We start from the raw sequence: 19,209 nt of genomic DNA on the forward strand, positions 1-19,209 counted from the left end.
CAAGAAAGGCTAAGAAACGGGCGACGATCGTCCGCCGCGGTCCAAGGTTCGTATCAGCTTCGCGCAGAGCCGGAACTGCCTGGCGAAATGGGTTGCTGTGTTTGCTCTCCGAGGTCGGATGCGCCGGTTCGTGTGTATTGCTTAAGGACGCCCTGAGTTAACCGAGTGACGCGGGCGACAATCGGTGAATTCGCGGGAACCATTGGCAATTGCAGCCACTAGAGTGGGTCGGAACCTGCGCCTGAGGCGCTGACGAGCAGGGATCTGAGAGCGCTGCCCGCGGGAACATCGAGTCGCGATTTGCGTTACCCGCCCAGACGCCGAACGTCCGCCCCGCGGACCGACAAGTAAGGCTGGTAGCACTGTGAGCGATGCAGCTCCTGAGTTGAACGAGGCCAAGGGATTTGCGGCGATCGGCGCGACCAACGCCGGCCGCGGTGCGGTCAGCGGCATCGCCGTCAGCTCCGACGGTGAGCGGCTGACGGTCACCCACTACGGCGACGACAGCGTGTCGCTGGTGGACACCGCCGACGGCGTCGCGGCGCTGACGGTCACCGACGTCGACGAACCGACCACCGTTGCCATGTTCGGCCATCGCGCCTATGTGAGCAGCGTGTCCGCCTCCCACGACGAGATCGTGGCCTTCGACACGAACTCCGAGCGCATCGTCGCGACCTATTCGGTGGCGTTCGGGACGACCGACCTTGCGGTGAGCCCGAACGGGCGTTACATCTACGCCGCACGGATCGGCGCGGATGGCGCCGGCGTCGCCGTCCTCGACACCGCCGCCGGCACGCAGCGGTTCGTTGCGATCGCGGCCGCCACCGTCGACTGCGTGCGGGTCAGCGCGGACGGGCGGCGGCTCTATGTCGCGGCCAACAGCGCCGCCACCGCAGCGCTCGTCACGATCGACACCGGTCGCCTCCGGGTGGTCGGTGCCGTCGAAATCGGCTCGCCCATCCGGGATATCGCGCTCAGCCCGGACGGTTCCATCGCTTACGTGGGCAGCTGCGGTCCGGACTTCGGCACCGTGCTGGACGTGGTGGACGTCAGGGACCCACGCAACTCGGCGATCAACGCGACATACAAGATCGGCGACGCCGCGGGTGCACTCGCGCAGCTCAGGATCAGCCGCCAGGGTGAGCGGGCCTACCTGGTCGGCGATCAGCAGGTGACCGTCTGGTCGACCGTGACCCAGGACGTGCTCGGCAGTATCACCGTCGGCGACCAGCCGTCATGCGTGGTCGAGAGCCCGGACGGCACGCGGCTGTACGTCGCCGACTACGCCGGCACGGTCACCGAACTGACCATCGCCGCTACCGCGGCCGGAGCGCTGACGTCGGACGACGATGTCACTGCCGCGCACGGTTGGGCCTTCGCCGACCTGCTGATGCTCGAGCCGACACCGGTTTAGCCGCCGCATCGCCGCATGGCGATTCATCCGGCGTGCAATGATCGGCCACGAGGGCCGGTTGGTGGCGGGCCGACCCGGGTAGGTAGCCAAGCGGCGCAACCTGAGGCGGTCGATCGATGTACAGCACCATGCACAACTTTCCCCTGACGATCACCGCGATCCTGCGACACGCCACCAGCGTCCATGGGGCCCGCAAGGTATTCACCGCGACCGGTGACGGCTTCCGCGAGTGCAGCTATGCCGAGCTCGGTCAGCAGGCCGCCCAGTTGGCGAATGCGTTGCGGCACTTGGGTGTCGGCGGCGACGAGCGGGTGGCCACCTTCATGTGGAACAACGCCGAACACCTGACGGCCTACACGGCGGTGCCGTCGATGGGGGCGGTGCTGCACACCCTGAACATCCGGTTGTTCCCCGAGCAGATCGTCTACGTGGCCAACGAGGCCGAAGACCAGGTGGTGCTGGTCGACGTGTCGCTGGTCAAGCTGCTGGCGCCGATCCTCGGAGAGCTCGAGACGGTGCACACCGTGCTCGCGGTCGGCGAAGGCGACATCTCCGCGCTCGAAGGATCGGGCAAGACCGTGTTGCGCTACGCCGACGTCGTCGACAACCAGCCGACCGAATTCGACTGGCCGGACGTCGACGAAAACTCAGCGGCCGCAATGTGTTACACCAGCGGCACGACCGGCAACCCGAAAGGTGTCGTCTACAGCCACCGCTCGAGTTATCTGCACACGATGGCGATCTGCACCAGCAACGGCATCGGCGTCGGCTCCAGCGACTCAGTGCTGCCGATCGTGCCGATGTTCCACGCCAACGCGTGGGGCCTGCCCTACGGAGCGCTGATGGCCGGGGCCGACCTGGTGCTGCCCGACCGGCACCTGGACGCCAAGTCGCTGGTCGACATGATCGAGACGCGACGACCCACGATCGCCGGCGCCGTGCCGACCATCTGGAACGACGTCATGCACTACCTCGAGAAGAACCCCGATCGTGATGTGTCCTCGCTGCGCATCGTGCCCAGCGGCGGTTCGGCGGTGCCGGTGTCGATGATGCGTGCCTTCGAGGAGCGCCACGGCGTTCAAATCCGCCAGCTCTGGGGCATGACGGAGACGTCGCCGACAGCCACCATGGCCTGGCCGCCACCGGGCACCCCCGACGAGCAGCACTGGCAGTTTCGCGCGACCCAGGGCCAGCCGCTGTGCGGAGTGGAGGCCCGGATCGTCGACGACGACGGCCACGTGCTGCCCAACGACAACGAGGCGGTGGGCGAGGTGGAGGTCCGCGGCCCGTGGATCACCACCTCGTATTACAAAGGCCACGACGAGTCCAAGTTCGACAACGGCTGGCTGCGGACCGGCGATGTCGGGCGTCTCGACCAACACAGCTTCATCACCCTGACCGACCGCGCCAAAGACGTGATCAAGTCTGGTGGGGAATGGATTTCGTCGGTCGACCTGGAGAACGCGTTGGTCGGCCACCCCGATGTGGTCGAGGCGGCCGTGGTGGCGGTTCCCGACGAGCGTTGGCAGGAACGGCCGCTGGCCGTGATCGTCGCCGGTGAAGGTGCGGGCGTGAGCGCCGAGGACCTACGGAAGTTCCTGTCCGACAAGGTTGCTCGTTGGTGGCTGCCGGAGCGATGGACGTTCGTCGACGAGATTCCGCGCACCAGTGTCGGCAAGTACGACAAGAAGACGATCCGATCCCGCTATGCCGAGGACGTCTACCAGGTCAGCGAAGCGCGAGACTGAGGGGAGAGTCATGAGCCTGCGGGTCGTGCAATGGGCAACGGGGTCGGTTGGCGTCGCCGCGATCAGGGGCATTCTCGAACACCCCGACCTGGAGCTCGCCGGCTGCTGGGTTCACTCGGAAGCCAAGAGCGGCAAGGACGTCGGTGAGATCGTCGAATGGTCGCCGCTCGGGGTGACCGCGACCAACGACGTCGAGGAGATTCTCGCCCTGGATGCCGACGCGGTGATCTATGCGCCGCTGCTGCCCAACGTCGACGAGGTCGTGGCGTTGTTGCGGTCCGGCAAGAACGTCATCACCCCGGTCGGCTGGTTCTACCCGGGCGACAAGGAAGCCGCTGCGCTGGAGGAAGCCGCCACAGCCGGCAACGTCACCCTGCACGGCGCCGGCATCGGCCCGGGCGCGGCGACCGAGTTGTTCCCGCTCCTGCTCTCGGTGATGTCCACCGGCGTGAATTTCGTTCGCGCCGAGGAGTATTCCGACCTGCGAACCTACGCTGCGCCGGATGTGCTGCGCTACGTGATGGGCTTCGGTGGCGAACCGGACAAGGCGTTGACCGGGCCCATGCAGAAAATCCTCGACGGTGGGTTCTTCCAGTCGGTTCGGTTGTGCGTGGACAAGATCGGCTTCGCCGCCGACCCGCAGATCCGGACCTCGCAGGAGGTGGCGGTGGCGACCGGCCCGATCGACTCACCGATCGGCGTGATCGAGAAAGGTCAGGTGGCCGGCCGCCGTTTCCATTGGGAGGCGCTGGTCGGTGACACCGCCGTTGTGCGGATCACGGTCAACTGGTTGATGGGGGAGGAAAACCTGGACCCGCCCTGGTCTTTCGGGCCGGGTGGCGAGCGCTACGAAATCGAGGTCCGCGGACACCCGGACACCTTTGTCACGATCAAGGGCTGGCAGCCGGAGAGCGTGGCCGCGGGGCTGAAAAGCAATCCCGGGGTGGTCGCGACGGCGGCGCACTGCGTCAACGCCGTCCCGGCGACGTGCGCGGCCGCCCCCGGTATCCAGACGTTCTTCGACCTGCCCCTGATCACCGGTCGCGCGGCCCCCGGGCTGGCACGGTAACCTGCTCACCGATGTGTCGACTCTTCGGGCTCCACGCCGGGACCAACGTCGTGACCGCGACCTTCTGGCTGTTGGATGCCCCGGACAATCTTGCCGAGCAGAGCAGGCGCAACCCGGACGGCAGTGGGCTCGGGGTCTTCGACCGCCACGGCAGTCCGCAGGTGTACAAGCAGCCGATCGCGGCGTGGCAGGATGCCGAATTCGCCACTGAGGCACACGATCTGACCGGAACCACCTTCATCGCCCACGTCCGCTACGCGACCACCGGGTCACACGACGCGGTCAACACCCACCCGTTCCTGCAAGACGGCCGCATCTTTGCACACAACGGCATCCTGCAAGGTCTCGACGTACTCGACGCACGGCTGCGCGAAGTGGGCACCGCCGATCTGGTGAAGGGACAGACCGACTCCGAGCGGGTGTTCGCGTTGATCACCGCGTCGATCCGTGCGCGCGACGGCGACGTGACGGCCGGACTGGTCGACGCGATGCGCTGGCTGGCCGACAACGTGCCGATCTACGCGGTCAACATTCTGCTCAGCACCGCCACCGATCTGTGGGCGCTGCGCTACCCGGAGTCGCACGAGCTGTATGTCTCGGATCGTCGCACCCTGGCCGGCCAGCATCGATTCCATTTGCGCACCAACCGGATTCGGGCCGACTCCCACACTTTGCACCAGCGGCCCTCGGTGGTGTTCGCCACCGAGCCGATGGACGATGCCGGGCGCTGGCGCCTACTCGAACCGGGCGAGCTGGTCCACGTCGATTCCACCCTGCAGGTCACCAGAGATCTGGTGTTGCCGGAGCCGCCGCGACATCTGCTGAGCATCGAGGAGCTGAGTCCCGCGGCCCGGGCGTCACTGCACCCGGCGGCCCGATGACCACTCGAGCGCTGGTCTTGGGCGGCGGTGGAGTTGCCGGGATCGCTTGGGAGACCGGGATTCTGCTCGGTATCGCCGACGAACATCCGGCCGCCGCGCGGGCGCTGCTGGAATCGGCTGTGCTGTTGGGCACTTCGGCCGGCTCGGCGGTCGTCGCTCAGATCAGCAGCGGCGAGGACCTGACTGAACTGTTCGAGCGGCAGATCGGCGAGGCGTCGCCCGAACTCGATCCCGGTGTCGAGATCGACGATATCGCCGAGCTTTTCCTGGCCGTCGTATCGGATCCGGACGCCACTTTGATGGAGCGGCGGCGGCGGATCGGCGCGGTGGCGCTGGCCGCCAAGACGGTGGCCGAGCCGGTTCGGCGCGAGGTGATCGCGCAGCGGTTACCCCGCCACGACTGGCCCGAGCAGGGCTTGTGGATCACCGCCGTCGACATCGACACCGGTGAATTGGTGGTGTTCGATCGCGATTCCGGGGTGGACCTCGTCGATGCGGTCGCGGCCAGTTGCGCGGTGCCGGGCGCCTGGCCGCCGGTGACGATCGGCGACCGGCGCTTCATGGACGGCGGCATCGGCAGCACGATCAACCTGCACTTGGTCGAAGAGTGCTCCACAGCAGTCGTTCTGGTGCCGGCAGGTGTGTCCACACCGTCGGCGTTCGGCGCCGGGGCGGCCTCCGAGCTCGTCGAATTTCGCGGCGAGGTGCTCGGCCTGTTCGCCGACGAGGAGTCGATTGCCGCGTTCGGGCCGAATCCGCTGGACCCGCGCTGCCGCCCGGCGTGCGCGCAGGCCGGCCGCGTCCAGGGCCGGCGCGAAGCGGCAGCGGTGGCGAAGTTTCTGGGGATCAGGTGACGCGGCGGTGCAGATCGACGGTGTCCAGCGCCGCCGACGCCAGCTCCTGTCCGACCTCGATCACCTCGGCGGCGCGGTGGAATTCGAGGCTCCGGCATGCCGAGCGCGGCACCTCGATCAGCAGATCCGGCGGGTAGGCCGCCAGCGTGTGGCGGGCCAACGCCGCTTGAGCGATGTCGATGGTCCGGTTCATCACCTCGAAGCTGCCCAGCTTGGGCACCTCGGGTTCGACGGAAAAGTCCGTGGTCGTCCCGTCGGCCTCGTCGGAGTCGTCCGGGCCGGAGGCGCCGAACCGGCTCAGCACCGATCGCGCGGTGGGCGAGTCGAACAGGGCTGAGGTGCTGCTCAGCACGCGGTTGAGCCATTCACCCGACGACCGCGGCTCGGGCTCGGGCTCGTCACCGGTCTCGCTGCCCGACAGGCTGACCGCAATGGTCAGATCGGCGTTGACGGCCGCGATCGGCGCCATCGGCAGCGGATCGAGGATCCCGCCGTCGGCCAGCAACCGCCCGCCGACGACGTACGGCGAGATGACTCCCGGAATCGCGATGGAAGCCCGGATCGCCTCGTCGACCGGCCCGCGCTGCAACCACACCGACTTGCCGGCCAATAGATCGGTGGCCACCGCGGTGTAGGGAATCGGCAACTCTTCGATCTTGACGGCGCCGAGGACGTCGCGAACCGCGTCGAGAATCTTCTCGGCACGCAGCACACCGGCCGCCGTCAGCGTCGGATCGAGCAGCCGAAGGATGGCGCGTTGCGTCAAAGACCTTGCCCAGTCGGCGAATTCGTCCAACTTGTCGGCCGCCTGCAACCCGCCGACGAGTGCGCCCATCGAGGAACCGGCCACCCCGACGATCTGGTAGCCACGTTCATGCAGCTCGTGGATCACCCCGATGTGGGCGTATCCGCGGGCCCCGCCGCTGCCGAGCGCGAGCGCGACCCGGGGTTGGGGCGCGTCGAGTAGCCCCGGTCCCGGCTCGGCCGTGATGTCTGGGTCGGTCATTGCTCCATCTTCGCCTGCCCGGCCCGGGTTTCATCAATCGTGATTCGAATTGCGGCGTGGGCCCGTGTGCGCCTCAGCCGCATTCGTTGTCGGCGGCTGCGCGGGCCGCGACGATCACCCCGGCCTGCCGTGCCAGCGGCAGTGCGGCCCAGGCGATGTTCCAGGTGCCCGGCCCGACCGTGCCGGGTGTCTGAACGGCCGCCAGGTACCGCTCGGCGAGTGTGCTGTGATCGCCCGGGTGGCCCTGCATCCACACCGTCGCCGCATGACACGCCTGGTAGTACTCCTCTTCGGTGGAGTGCGCGGGCACGTCGATCTTGGTCGTGACTCCCGCGGGATTGGTCGCGATGGCGCCAGGCGCGGCGGGTGGCCGCGCCGCGACGCTCGACGGAGTCGCGGCGCCCGGGGTGGGTTTCGGCTCGCTGGACGAGCATCCGCCGGCGGCCCACGCAACGCCCAGGAGTGCGGCCGCGCCCCACGTCAGGGGAACAGTTGGGCACCGCCGCATCAGCTCAATCTATGCAACACTGGCGGCCGTGACGCAGCGAACGCGGAATTGGGAGTGTTGTCGGCCCTCCTAGCCGCCGCCCCTCAATACGCCCGTTCGCTCTGGAGTCTTCCTGCATGCTTTCCGCACACGTCGCACCCGCGCCCGTCCTGCCCCGGCCATCGCGGCTGCGATCGGTCCCCGGCCCGACCCGGCTGCGCCTGGCCGACCTACTGCACCTCACCGATCGGACCGCTGACGACGTGCTCAGCGGCCGCTACGACCACGTTGTCCCGCCGGGCGGAGTGCCTACCGACGACCGCTGGTTCGCCCGACTGCACGGCGACGACGAGGTCGACGTCTGGCTGATCAGCTGGGTGCCGGGGCATCGCACCGAGCTGCACGACCACGGCGGATCGCTGGGCGCCGTCACCTTGCTGTCCGGATCACTGGACGAATTCCGTTGGGATGGAGAGCAATTGCGCTGCCGGCGACTCCAGGCCGGTGATCAGGCCGCCTTCCCGCTGGGCTGGGTGCACGACGTGGTGTGGGCGCCGACCGGTCCACGCGCCTCGGTGGCGGCCCTGTCCGGCCCGCAGGAACCCTCGTTGAGTGTGCACGCCTATTCACCGCCGCTGACCGTGATGTCCTACTACGAGGTGACCGACGAACATCGTTTGCGGCGCAAGCGAACCGAGTTGACCGATCAGCCGGAGAAGTCGTGAGCCGAATCGACCACGTGCTCGAGTCGGCGCGGACGCGGTTGCGCCGCCTGACCGCCGACGAGGTCCCCGCGGCGCTGCGGCGCGGCGCGCTGCTCGTCGACATCAGGCCGCAGGCTCAGCGCTCGCGTGAGGGTGAAGTGCCCGAGGGCCTGCATCCGCTGGTCATCGAGCGGAACGTGCTGGAGTGGCGCTGCGATCCCACCAGCGACGCCCGACTGCCCGAAGCCGTCGGCGACGACGTCGAGTGGGTGGTGTTGTGCTCGGAGGGATACACCTCGAGCCTGGCCGCCGCGGCGCTGCAGGAGCTCGGACTGCACCGCGCGACCGACGTGGTCGGCGGCTACCACGCGTTGGCCGCCGCCGGAGTGCTCGGTTCGGCTTGACCTCCCGGCTCAGCCGCCCCCTCCGCCGGCGTCACCGCTGACCCACCAGTCGTTCGAGTCGTTGGGGTTGTAGTACTCCCCGTGCGGTGGGGGCGGAGTCGGGTCGTTCGGTGGATCCGCCGGGGCCGGCTGCACGCTGTGCGTCACCCCAGGGGCGGCCGCCGCGCACGCGGGCAGGCTCACCGCGCAGACCGGCAGGGCGGTCAGCGCCCCAGCCGCCACGATCTTGGCAAATGTCCAGGTCATCGACCACTCCCTCCGCGGGATCCCGAGTAAGGGGGATACTGCCACCAGTCCGTCTAGCGGCGTAGCGGGTGGCGCAGACTCTCCGCACACTCACAGCGCCCGTTCACCCGGCGTTAGCCATCGCTGGCGTGCAAGAGCGGCCGCAGCCGCCTGGTTTTGTCCGGAGTCCATCCCGGCGGCTGCAATACCGCCGCCCACCCGTCCGCGACATCGCCGACGTAGTCGTGCCCGTGCCCGTCCGGAACATCCTGCGCGACCGCCATATCGGCCGAGATCTGCAGGAACGTCACCACCGGGATCCACGCGGTCTCGGGAAGGACGTCGTAGCCGCGCTTTTCGCGAAACCAGTCCGGCTCACTGAACAACAGGCCGGGGTGCCACCACGCAATCGGGTCGGACGCATGTTGCAGATACACCACTCGTGGCGTATCCCATTGCGGGGCAGGACGATTCAGGTCGCCGGGGCGTGCTACGAAGCGGACGTTGCGGCCGCGGTCGTAGATCGGCAACCATTCCGGGGAGCCACGGTCGCGCGTCGCGGTCAGGTCGGTCCAGATGGTGTTCTTGAACGTCGGCCCGGAGAACAGCGCGCCGTCGGTACGGGCCAGCACGTTGTTCAGGCTCAAAAACGGCGCCTCGCCGCCGAACGAGCCCAAGCTCTCGCCGAACACCACCAGCTTGGGCCGCTGCGCCTCCGGCAATCGGTGCACCAACCGGTCGACGGCCTCGAACAGCGCCTGCCCGGCGTGCCGGGCGTTCTCCTTGTCCACCAGGAACGACAGCCAACTCGGCAGGAAGGAGTACTGCATGCTGACGACCGCGCTGTTGCCGTTGTACATGTACTCCAGCGCGTCGGCTTCGGCCTCGTTGATCCAACCTGTGCCGGTGGTGGTACCGACCGCGATCACCGCTCGCTGTAAACCGCCCGCCCGCTGCAACTCTCGCGCGGCCAGCTCCGCCGCGGCGGTGATGCCGTCGGCGGAGTTCAGTCCCGCGTAGGCCCGGATCGGTTCGGTCGCGGGCGCGCGGTTGAAGGCCGTGAGCTGCTGCACGCTGGGACCGCCCCGGATGAAGATGCGGCCCTGGTGGCCCAGCGACTCCCAGGACACCAGCGACTGCGGGCCGCCGGACCGCAGTGGTGTCCGCGGCGCGGCGGTGTCGGGATCGAGCTCGTCGTTGACCGCGGCGAAGGTGTTGTTCATGGTCCGCATCGCAAACTTCACCACCACGCCGTTGAGCAGCGCGATGGTCAGCACGATCAGCAACGACACCACGATCACCGCCGAAACCCGCGGTGGCGCAAAGCGATCCAGCCGCAGGTCCAGGAAGTGGATCAGCCGGCGGATCAGCTGGCCGGCTTCGACGATGCCGAACAGCACGACCAACGACAACACCGTCGTCAACGGATAGTCCATCCGGGCGAGGTGTTTGACGCCCATCAGGTCGCGCACCCGGTCCTGCCAGACGTGGAACCACACCACCATCGCGACCATGCCGACTACGCCGACGGCGATCAGGACGCGCCAGGCGAGCCGCGGCGCGGGCGGGCTGCTGTCCCGCGACCGCATGAAGCGGACCAGCCACACCGCGAACACCCCGATCGCGTATCCGGTCGCACCGGCGATGCCACTGACCAGACTCTGGAACAGCGGTCCCCGCGGCAGCAGCGACGGCGTCATCGAGAACCAGACGAACGCCAGTCCGACCGCGGTACCGGTGAAGGTGTAGTGCCGCACCCACCAGGCGTCGCGGCGCGGCGGCCCCGACCCGCTCACCGACGTCCTCAGCGGTGGGTGAAGTTCGGCGACCGCTTCTCGATGAACGCGGCCATGCCCTCGGACTGGTCGTCGGTGGCGAACGCCGAATGGAACAGCCGCCGTTCGTAGAGCAGGCCCTCGGCGAGCGTGGACTCGAAGGCTCGGTTCACCGCTTCCTTGGCCATCCGCGAGGCCGACCGCGACATCTGCGAGACCGTGGTGGCGACGGCCTTGGCCTCGGTGAGCAGATCGGCCGCGGGCACCACCCGCGACACCAGGCCGCTGCGCTCGGCCTCCTCGGCGTTCATGTTGCGACCGGTCAGGATGAGGTCCATCGCCTTGGCCTTGCCAACGGCGCGGGTCAGCCGCTGCGAACCACCCATGCCGGGCAGCACACCCAGCTTGATCTCCGGCTGGCCGAACTTGGCGGTGTCGGCGGCGATCAAGACGTCACACATCATCGCGAGCTCACAGCCGCCTCCGAGGGCGTATCCGGCCACCGCGGCGATGGTCGGCGTGCGCACCGCGGCGAGCTTGGCCCACGGTGCGAAGAAGTCGGCGTCGAACACCTCCGAGAACGTCTTGCTCGACATCTCCTTGATGTCGGCGCCGGCGGCGAAAGCTTTCTCCGAGCCGGTGATGATGATCGCGCCGATGCCCGGGTCGCTGTCGAATTCTGCAGCCGCGGAGGTGACTTCGTCCATCACCTGGCTGTTCAGTGCGTTCAGCGCCTTCGGCCGGTTGAGGGTGATCGTGCCGACTCGGTCGTCCCGCTCGACCAGGATCGTCTCGTAGGTGGTCATCGCTGCCTTTCTAGAACGTCAGTTCGTCGTCGACGGGTGCGAAGTAAGCCTCCACGTCCGCCGCGGTCACGTCCGCCAGCGAGGCCGGCGACCATTTCGGATTACGGTCCTTGTCGACCAGCTGCGCGCGGATGCCCTCGACCAGGTCGTGAGAACGCAGCGACGCCGACGACACCCGATAGTCCTGAGCGAGAACAGCTTCCAGCGTGTCGAGTTTTTTCGCGCGCTGCACCGCCGCCAGTGTCACCGACAACGCGATGGGGGAGCGGGAGGCGATCAGGTCGGCGGCGTCGTTGGCCGCGGCGGCACTATGGCCGCGCAACGCGGCGACGATGTCGGCCACGGTCTCGCCGGTGAAGCATTCGTCGATCCAATCACGTTGTGCGACAAGATTACTGGGTGGCGGTTCGACAGCGTGGGTGGCGATCGCCTGCTCGACGCCGTCGTCGGCGATGGACTGGGTCAACGCGTCGAGTTTGTCGTGCGGCACGAAGTGGTCGGCGAAACCCAGCGCGATGGCGTCGGCTCCGGAGAACGGAGCGCCGGTCAGGGCGGCGTGCAGCCCCAGCGACCCGGGCGCGCGGGAAAGCAGATAGGCCCCACCGACGTCGGGGATGAAGCCGATGCCGACCTCGGGCATCGCCACCTTCGACGTGTCGGTCACCACCCGGGTGTTGGCGTGCGCGCCGACGCCGACGCCGCCACCCATCACGATCCCGTCCATCAGCGACACGTACGTCTTCGGGAAGCTGCCGATCTGTGCGTTGACCAGATACTCGTCGTGCCAAAACTTCCGCGCCTCGGCGCCGTCGGCGCGTGCGCTGTGATAGATCGCCACCACGTCGCCGCCGGCGCACAGCCCGCGCTCACCGGCCCCGGCGAGCACCACGGCGCTGACGTCGGAGTCCTGCGCCCACTGCGTCAGGGCCGCGCCCAACCCGTCCACCATGTTCTGGTTCAGCGAGTTGATCGCCTTGGGGCGGTTGAGCGTCAGAAAGCCGATGCCGTTGTCGACACGGCGCAGAATGTCGTCGGATTCGTCCTTCACGCGCGCAGTCTCCCTCGATGAATATTCTTTGAATCTCTGGTCGAGTCGCTGGTCGGGGCCTGACAGGCAATCTAGATCGTTACCCCGCCGGGGATGCCCGCGGGTAAGGTTTATTGCGAGTGGTCCCGCGGGGAACCTGGCAGGGCTACGGTTCGTTGATCGGATATTCGAACAGTTCTCAATCCACAGCTCACGAGAGGAACCGACGGTGCGGGAGACCAGTAACCCGGTATTTCGCTCGCTGCCCAAGCAGCGTGGCGGATACGCGCAGTTCGGGAGCGGCGTCGCGGGCGCCGCGACCCAGTCAGTTCACCAGGCTGACCCCTATGCTCCGTACGCCGACCAGCGGTCCGGTGTTTCGCGCCCGCTGACCATCGACGACGTTGTCACCAAGACCGGGATCACCCTGGCGGTGCTGTCGGCCGTCGCGGTTGTCTCGTACTTCATGGTCCAGGCCAACCAGGCGCTGGCCACCCCGTTCACCTTCGTCGGGGCCTTCGGCGGCCTGGCGATGGTGATGATCGCGACGTTCGCCCGCAAGCAGGACAACCCCGCGATCGTGCTGACCTACGCGGCGCTGGAGGGCCTGTTCCTCGGAGCGATCTCGTTCCTGCTGGCCAACTTCTCGGTGTCGAGCACCAGCGCCGGCGCCATGATCGGCCAGGCCATCATGGGCACGCTCGGTGTGTTCGTCGGCATGCTCGTGGTCTACAAGACCGGCGCCATCCGGGTGACACCCAAGTTCACCCGGATGATGGTGGCAGCCATGTTCGGTGTGCTGGCCCTGATGCTGGGCAACCTGGTGCTGGGCATGTTCGGCGTCGGCCACGGCGAAGGCCTGGGCCTGCGCAGCGGCGGCCCGCTGGCGATCATCTTCTCGCTGGTCTGCATCGGCCTCGCGGCGTTCAGCTTCCTGATCGACTTCGACGCCGCCGACCAGATGATCCGCGCCGGCGCGCCGGAGAAGGCCGCGTGGGGAATCGCGCTGGGCCTGACCGTCACGTTGGTCTGGCTCTACATCGAGATCCTGCGGCTGCTCAGCTACCTGCAGAACGATTAGCTGTAGACAGCAAAAAAGCCGGCACGCAAGCGTGCCGGCTTTTTTGATGGGCAGGTGCGCGCAGGGTCAGCGCGCCGACCTCAGTTGAGCCGCTCGATGATCAGCGCCATGCCCTGACCGCCGCCGACGCACATGGTTTCCAGGCCGTACGTCTTGTCGTAGGTCTGCAGGTTGTTCAGCAGCGTGGTGGTGATCCGGGCACCGGTCATGCCGAACGGGTGGCCCAGGGCGATGGCGCCACCGGACACGTTCAGCTTGTCCTCGTCGATGCCCAGTTCGCGCGCCGAGCCCAGCACCTGCACGGCGAAGGCCTCGTTGATCTCGAACAGGTCGATGTCCTTGACCGACAGGCCGGCCCGCTGCAGTGCCTGCTTGCTCGCCTCGATCGGACCCAGGCCCATGATCTCGGGCGACAGACCGCTGACGCCGGTGGCCACGATGCGGGCCAGCGGCGTGAGGCCGAGCTCCTTGGCCTTGGTGTCGCTGGTGATCACGACAGCTGCGGCGCCGTCGTTCAGCGGGCAGGCGTTGCCTGCGGTGACGGTGCCGTTGGGCCGGAACACCGGCTTGAGCTGGCTGATCTTCTCGTAGGTGGTGCCGGCGCGCGGCCCGTCATCAGCACTGACCGTGCTGCCATCGGGCAGCGTGACCGGGGTGATCTCGCGTTCGAAGAAGCCGCTCTTGATGGCCTCCTCGGCGCGGTTCTGGCTGCGCACGCCCCAGTGGTCCTGGTCTTCGCGGCTGACGCCGGTCAGCAGTGCGACGTTCTCCGCCGTCTGCCCCATCGCGATGTAGACGTCCGGGATGTTGCCGTCGCTGCGGGGGTCGTGCCATTCGTCGGCGCCGGCGGACGCGGCGACCGAACGCTCCTGCGCCTCGTCGAACAGTGCGTTCTTGGTGTCCGGCCACGAGTCGGCACTGCCCTTGACGAAGCGCGAGACGGTCTCCACACCCGCCGAGATGAACGCGTCGCCCTCGCCGGCCTTGATCGCGTGGAACGCCATCCGGGTGGTCTGCAGCGACGACGAGCAGTAGCGGTTGACCGTGGTGCCGGGCAGGAAGTCGTAGCCGAGCTCGACGGCGACCGCCCGGGCCAGGTTGTAACCGGCCTCACCGGCGGGCTGGCCGCAACCCAGGATCAGGTCGTCGATCTGGTGGGGGTTCAGGCCCGGCACCTTGTCCAGCGCGGCGCGCACCATCTGCGCCGCCAGGTCGTCGGGTCGCACGTTGACCAGCGACCCCTTCATCGCGCGACCGATCGGCGAGCGAGCAGTTGAGACAATGACGGCTTCCGGCATGAGGGCTCCATTTTCTGGGGTGTGGTCCGGCCCCGAATGGGGTGTGGTCTGGCCCCGAATTTAGTCCCACGACGATGCGGGCCGTTCAACGGCCTAGCCGGAGGTGGTCGCCACGATCGGCGCCGGCACCCCGGTGGTGGGCCGCCGCCACAGCCGGGAGAACAACCGCAGCATCGAGTAGCCCGGTCCGGCCTCGGTCGCCGTCGACGACGGCAACGCGGGCAACGGCTGGCCGGCGAAGTCACCGAGCGCATGGCACAACGCCGGCAGCAGCTGGCTGGCGGCCAACGCGTAACCGGCGGCCGACGGGTGGAACTGGTCGTCGGACAGCATCAGATGCGCGGAATGCTTGAACTCGTCGTTGATCAGCGACGCCAGCGGCACCGGCACGCCCCCGGCCGAACGCACCGCGCCGGATTGGGCGCGGGCGAGTCGTAGCCCGAGGGTGCGCACAGTCCAGCGCAGCGGCTGTGGAATCGCTTTGACCACACCGAAATCGGGGCAGGTCGCCACGACGACCTCGGCGCCGCTGGCACGCAGGCGTCGCACCGCCGCGCCGAGGCGTCGCGCGGAAGCACCGATGCCGTTCAACCGGGTGACGTCGTTGGCGCCGATCAGGATCACCGCGGCGTCCGGCGGCGGGCCGGCCACGAACATCGCGTCGACCTGTCCGGACAAGCCTTTGGACGTGGCACCGACAATCGCCTTGGTACTCAACCGGATTCGTTTGCCGCTCTGTTCGGCCAGCCCGCGGGCGATCAGCACCCCGGGCACCTCCTCGGCGGTGCGGCAGCCGTACCCGGTCGCGGTCGAGTCGCCGAAGATCATCAGGTGCAGGTCGAAGTCCATGCCGCGCTGCCAGCGCTGCACCGGACCACCGCCCGCGGTGTAGAGGCCGTCGGCGCGGGGCGGCACATCCCACGACTTCGGGATCAGGGTGCGCGCCTTCGCGGCCTGCCCGATCAGCAGGTTTCGCGCCCCCACATAGGCGGTGCCGGTCGATGCCAGCGCGCCCGCTGCGGCCAGCGCGACCATCGAACCCCGCGGTGCGCGTCGTACCACGCCGTCCAGTTTAAGTGCCCATCAACCGGCCGTCCGGCAGCCCTGCTCTTGCGCCATCACGGGTCGGGGCAATCTTGATATCGAATCAGACTCTTTGATTGTTCGAACTAATTAAAGTGTCAAGCTAAGTAATCGGGGTTGGCTCAGCGCCTGGATACCTCGTCGACATGCACTACAACGGCGTAGGAGTGTTGAGCATGACCGCACCGAGCAAGGTTTCAGGTTCGCCCCGGACCGCTCTTCGCGCCCGTGACGTGTTGCGGGCCCGCAGGTTTCCCGTCAAAGACGGCACGCCCGTCGAGGTCATCGAAAGCGGACCCAGCCTGCCCGGCATGGTGGCCGCGTTGGCCTGCCGGCTGACGATCCGCCCCGCTCTGGGCGTGGTCAGCTACATCCCGCACGTCCCGTTCCCGTTCGGCGTGCTCGACTTCGCCTGTCGGGCGCTTCTTCCCGGGCCGGGCACCGTGCGAACCACCGTCGACCTACCGCACTGCAACGCGCAGCTGGTGCGCGCGCCGGGCGTGCTGCCGGCCGACGGCAAGCGACGGGTGGTGCTGTACCTGCATGGCGGTGCCTTCCTGACGTGCGGGGTCAACTCGCACGGCCGAATCGTCAACGCGCTGTCCAAGTTCGCCGACGCCCCGGTGCTGGTGGTCAACTACCGGCTCATCCCGAAGCACTCCGTCGGCCAGGCGCTGGACGACTGCCACGACGCCTACCGCTGGCTGCGGCTGCGCGGCTTCGCACCGGACCAGATCGTGGTGGCCGGCGACTCCGCGGGCGGATACCTGGCGCTGGCCCTGGCGCAGCGCCTTCAGCAGGCCCACGAGGAGCCGGCCGCCCTGGTCGCGATCTCGCCGCTGCTGCAGCTGGCCAAGGAGCCCAAGCAGGCGCACCCGAACATCAAGACCGATGCGATGTTCCCCGCCAAGGCATTTGACGCGCTGTTCACCCTGGTCGCCAAAGCGGCCCGCAAGCGTGTCGTCGACGGTCAACCCGAGTCGCTCTACGAGCCGCTGGACCATGTCGAGTCGGGACTGCCCCGCACGCTGATCCACGTGTCGGGGTCGGAGGTGCTGCTGAACGACGCCCGACTCGCCGCCCAGGCGCTGGCGGCGGCCGGTGTCCCGACCGAGGTGCGGGTCTGGCCCGGGCAGATTCACGACTTCCAACTCGGCGCCCCGATCATTCCCGAGGCCACGCGCTCGCTGCGGCAGATCGGCGAGTACATCCGCGATGCCACCGGTTAGGTGAGGTCGTCCCGCACCTGAGACCATCTACCCATGCGTATCGCGCAACACATCAGCGAGCTGATCGGTAACACTCCGTTGGTTCAGCTGAACTCGGTCGTCTCGCCGGGGTCGGGCCGGGTGGTGGCCAAGGTGGAATACCTCAACCCCGGTCTGAGCAGTAAAGACCGCATCGCGGTGAAGATGATCGACGCCGCCGAGGCCAGTGGCGAACTCAAGCCGGGCGGCACCATCGTCGAGCCGACATCGGGAAACACCGGGGTCGGCCTGGCGCTCGTCGCCCAGAACCGGGGCTACCGTTGCGTTTTCGTCTGCCCCGACAAGGTCAGCGAGGACAAGCGGAACGCGCTGCGGGCCTACGGCGCCGAGGTGGTGGTGTGCCCGACCGCCGTTCCACCCGAGCACCCGGACAGCTACTACAACGTCTCCGACCGATTGGTCGACGAGATCGACGGCGCCTGGAAGCCCGATCAGTACTCCAACCCGCAGGGGCCGGCCAGCCACTACGAGACCACCGGGCCGGAGATCTGGGCCGACACCGACGGCCAGATCACCCATTTCGTCGCCGGGATCGGAACCGGCGGCACCATCACCGGAGCCGGCCGCTACCTCAAGGACGCCTCCGGCGGGAAGGTGCGCGTGATCGGCGCCGACCCGGAGGGCTCGGTGTACTCCGGCGGCACCGGACGGCCGTATCTGGTCGAGGGCGTCGGCGAGGACTTCTGGCCGAAGGCCTACGACCCCACCGTCGCCGACGAGATCATCGCGGTGTCGGATTTCGACTCGTTCAACATGACCAGGCGGCTGGCCCGCGAGGAGGCGCTGCTGGTCGGTGGCTCGTGCGGGATGGCCGTCGTGGCGGCGCTCAAGGTGGCCGAGCAGGCCGGACCCGACGCGCTGGTGGTCGTCCTGCTGCCGGACGGTGGCCGCGGCTACATGTCGAAGATCTTCAACGACGCCTGGATGTCGTCGTACGGATTCCTGCGGACCAGGCTGGACGGCTCGCTGGAGCCGACGGTCGGCGACGTACTGCGCGGCAAATCGGGTCACCTGCCCGATTTGGTGCACACCCATCCGTCGGAAACCGTGCGTGACGCGATCAGCATCCTGCGCGAGTACGGGGTGTCGCAGATGCCCGTCGTGGGCGCCGAACCGCCGGTGATGGCCGGCGAGGTGGCCGGCAGCGTCTCTGAGCGCGAACTGCTGTCGGCCGTCTTCGAGGGCCGGGCCAGTCTGGCCGACGCCGTCGGGTCGCACATGAGCCCACCGCTGCCGATCATCGGCGCCGGTGAACAGCTCAGCGCGCTGGCCGAGACACTGCGGGATCTGGACGCCGTCATGGTCGTCGAGGAAGGTAAGCCGGTCGGCGTCATCACCCGATACGACCTGCTGGGCTTCCTGTCCACCGGATCAGTACGCAAGTAGCCGAACCGCCTGCGGGCCAAGCACCCACTCGCACACAGAAAGCTGCCGATGACCGAACAAACACCGTCGTCCCCCCCGCCGCCCCCGCCGCCCCCGCCGCCGGGGGGAGGTAACTACCCGCCCCCGCCGCCGCCGTCGGGGGGATACGTACCACCGCCGCCCGGACCGGTCCTGCGGGGTCTGACGCGCGAGGAGTTCACCCCCTGGCTGACCCGGGTCGCGGCCTACGTCATCGACCACCTGCCACTGGCGCTGATCCTGGGCGTGGGCTGGCTGGTGCTGGAGAACTCCATCGACAGTGCGTGTCTGACCAACCTCACGATGACCTCGGTGGAGCAGATCTGCTCGGTCGGATACTCGACGGTTGGACTCACCGTGATGTGGATAGCAGTGCTGGCGGCGGTGGGCTACTTCGTCTGGAACCTCGGCTACCGGCAGGGCACCACCGGATCCAGCATCGGTAAGTCGCTGTTGGGATTCCGGGTCGTCAGCGAGAAGACCGGGGAGCCAATCGGGTTCGGCTTGTCGGTGCTGCGCGAGTTCGCCCATGCCGTCGACGCGGCCATCTTCTACGTCGGGTACCTGTTTCCGCTCTGGGATGCCAAGCGGCAGACGCTGGCCGACAAGATGTTGGCCACGGTGTGCCTGCCGCGCGACCGGACGGCCGATACGGCGGGGCCAGCTCACTAGGCT

Annotated in this window: 19 protein-coding genes; 11 read left to right on the forward strand and 8 right to left on the reverse strand. The window is 68.0% G+C overall.

All coding sequences use genetic code 11. The features are described from left to right. Positions 1–364 precede the first annotated feature (364 nt). The 5 genes from ACZYW1_RS16835 to ACZYW1_RS16855 all read left to right on the forward strand — a co-directional run bounded on the left by ACZYW1_RS16835 (position 365) and on the right by ACZYW1_RS16855 (position 5,966). On the forward strand, positions 365–1,414 hold the full coding sequence (locus ACZYW1_RS16835) for a WD40 repeat domain-containing protein (RefSeq protein WP_463787320.1): 1,050 nt from the start codon (positions 365–367) through the stop codon (positions 1,412–1,414). A 116-nt stretch (positions 1,415–1,530) separates the two neighbouring features. Further along, positions 1,531–3,162 carry a long-chain fatty acid--CoA ligase gene (locus tag ACZYW1_RS16840; RefSeq protein WP_463787321.1) on the forward strand — a complete coding sequence of 544 codons (1,632 nt, stop codon included), beginning with the start codon at positions 1,531–1,533 and terminating at the stop codon, positions 3,160–3,162. A gap of 10 nt (positions 3,163–3,172) precedes the next feature. After that, on the forward strand, positions 3,173–4,231 hold the full coding sequence (locus ACZYW1_RS16845) for an NAD(P)H-dependent amine dehydrogenase family protein (protein ID WP_463787322.1): 1,059 nt from the start codon (positions 3,173–3,175) through the stop codon (positions 4,229–4,231). Between the two features lie 11 nt (positions 4,232–4,242). Beyond that, a complete protein-coding gene (locus ACZYW1_RS16850) occupies positions 4,243–5,112 on the forward strand; it encodes a class II glutamine amidotransferase (protein ID WP_463787323.1) in 870 nt (289 codons plus the stop codon). Then, entirely contained in the window at positions 5,109–5,966 is an 858-nt protein-coding gene (locus ACZYW1_RS16855; RefSeq protein WP_463787325.1) for a patatin-like phospholipase family protein, read from the forward strand. The genes ACZYW1_RS16850 and ACZYW1_RS16855 overlap by 4 nt, the downstream gene beginning before the upstream one ends. Here the strand turns inward: ACZYW1_RS16855 and ACZYW1_RS16860 are convergent. After that, positions 5,959–6,972 (reverse strand): patatin-like phospholipase family protein, encoded by a 1,014-nt coding sequence (locus ACZYW1_RS16860; RefSeq protein ID WP_463787326.1) that lies wholly within the window; start codon positions 6,970–6,972, stop codon positions 5,959–5,961. The two genes, ACZYW1_RS16855 and ACZYW1_RS16860, sit on opposite strands and share 8 nt — an antisense overlap. A 73-nt stretch (positions 6,973–7,045) precedes the next feature. Beyond that, positions 7,046–7,480 (reverse strand): lipoprotein LpqV, encoded by a 435-nt coding sequence (gene lpqV, locus ACZYW1_RS16865; protein ID WP_463787328.1) that lies wholly within the window; start codon positions 7,478–7,480, stop codon positions 7,046–7,048. A 116-nt stretch (positions 7,481–7,596) separates the two neighbouring features. Here lpqV and ACZYW1_RS16870 point away from each other — a divergent pair, with 116 nt between their 5' ends. Both ACZYW1_RS16870 and ACZYW1_RS16875 read left to right on the forward strand, forming a co-directional pair. Beyond that, complete coding sequence (locus tag ACZYW1_RS16870) at positions 7,597–8,184, forward strand: cysteine dioxygenase (RefSeq protein ID WP_463787329.1); 588 nt, start codon at positions 7,597–7,599, stop codon at positions 8,182–8,184. After that, the gene (locus ACZYW1_RS16875; RefSeq protein ID WP_463787330.1) at positions 8,181–8,567 is read left to right on the forward strand and encodes a rhodanese-like domain-containing protein; all 387 of its coding nucleotides are present in this window, start codon (positions 8,181–8,183) and stop codon (positions 8,565–8,567) included. The genes ACZYW1_RS16870 and ACZYW1_RS16875 overlap by 4 nt, the downstream gene beginning before the upstream one ends. Positions 8,568–8,576: 9 nt before the next feature. Here ACZYW1_RS16875 and ACZYW1_RS16880 read toward each other — a convergent pair whose 3' ends face one another. The 4 genes from ACZYW1_RS16880 to ACZYW1_RS16895 all read right to left on the reverse strand — a co-directional run bounded on the left by ACZYW1_RS16880 (position 8,577) and on the right by ACZYW1_RS16895 (position 12,421). Continuing rightward, a complete protein-coding gene (locus ACZYW1_RS16880) occupies positions 8,577–8,813 on the reverse strand; it encodes a hypothetical protein (protein ID WP_463787331.1) in 237 nt (78 codons plus the stop codon). Positions 8,814–8,926: 113 nt separating this feature from the next. Next, complete coding sequence (locus ACZYW1_RS16885; protein WP_463787863.1) at positions 8,927–10,600, reverse strand: alpha/beta hydrolase; 1,674 nt, start codon at positions 10,598–10,600, stop codon at positions 8,927–8,929. Continuing rightward, on the reverse strand, positions 10,597–11,373 hold the full coding sequence (locus tag ACZYW1_RS16890; RefSeq protein ID WP_463787332.1) for an enoyl-CoA hydratase: 777 nt from the start codon (positions 11,371–11,373) through the stop codon (positions 10,597–10,599). Before ACZYW1_RS16890 ends, ACZYW1_RS16885 begins: the two co-directional genes overlap by 4 nt. Before the next feature lie 10 nt (positions 11,374–11,383). Then, entirely contained in the window at positions 11,384–12,421 is a 1,038-nt protein-coding gene (locus ACZYW1_RS16895; RefSeq protein WP_463787333.1) for an enoyl-CoA hydratase/isomerase family protein, read from the reverse strand. A 208-nt stretch (positions 12,422–12,629) separates the two neighbouring features. Here ACZYW1_RS16895 and ACZYW1_RS16900 point away from each other — a divergent pair, with 208 nt between their 5' ends. Continuing rightward, a complete protein-coding gene (locus tag ACZYW1_RS16900; protein WP_463787334.1) occupies positions 12,630–13,481 on the forward strand; it encodes a Bax inhibitor-1/YccA family protein in 852 nt (283 codons plus the stop codon). Positions 13,482–13,561: 80 nt separating this feature from the next. Here the strand turns inward: ACZYW1_RS16900 and ACZYW1_RS16905 are convergent, their stop codons facing one another. After that, a complete protein-coding gene (locus ACZYW1_RS16905; protein WP_463787335.1) occupies positions 13,562–14,779 on the reverse strand; it encodes an acetyl-CoA C-acetyltransferase in 1,218 nt (405 codons plus the stop codon). 93 nt (positions 14,780–14,872) lie between these two features. Beyond that, positions 14,873–15,814 carry an SGNH/GDSL hydrolase family protein gene (locus ACZYW1_RS16910; protein ID WP_463787864.1) on the reverse strand — a complete coding sequence of 314 codons (942 nt, stop codon included), beginning with the start codon at positions 15,812–15,814 and terminating at the stop codon, positions 14,873–14,875. A 224-nt stretch (positions 15,815–16,038) separates the two neighbouring features. Here ACZYW1_RS16910 and ACZYW1_RS16915 point away from each other — a divergent pair, with 224 nt between their 5' ends. From ACZYW1_RS16915 to ACZYW1_RS16925, 3 genes are read left to right on the forward strand one after another with little or no spacing between them, the layout of a single operon-like run. After that, on the forward strand, positions 16,039–17,091 hold the full coding sequence (locus tag ACZYW1_RS16915) for an alpha/beta hydrolase (protein WP_463787336.1): 1,053 nt from the start codon (positions 16,039–16,041) through the stop codon (positions 17,089–17,091). A 33-nt stretch (positions 17,092–17,124) separates the two neighbouring features. Beyond that, positions 17,125–18,516 (forward strand): cystathionine beta-synthase, encoded by a 1,392-nt coding sequence (locus ACZYW1_RS16920; RefSeq protein ID WP_463787337.1) that lies wholly within the window; start codon positions 17,125–17,127, stop codon positions 18,514–18,516. Between the two features lie 48 nt (positions 18,517–18,564). Continuing rightward, the gene (locus ACZYW1_RS16925; protein ID WP_463787338.1) at positions 18,565–19,206 is read left to right on the forward strand and encodes an RDD family protein; all 642 of its coding nucleotides are present in this window, start codon (positions 18,565–18,567) and stop codon (positions 19,204–19,206) included. The last annotated feature ends 3 nt before the right edge of the window (positions 19,207–19,209 follow it).

This window comes from Mycobacterium sp. IDUB_36 (assembly GCF_055419225.1).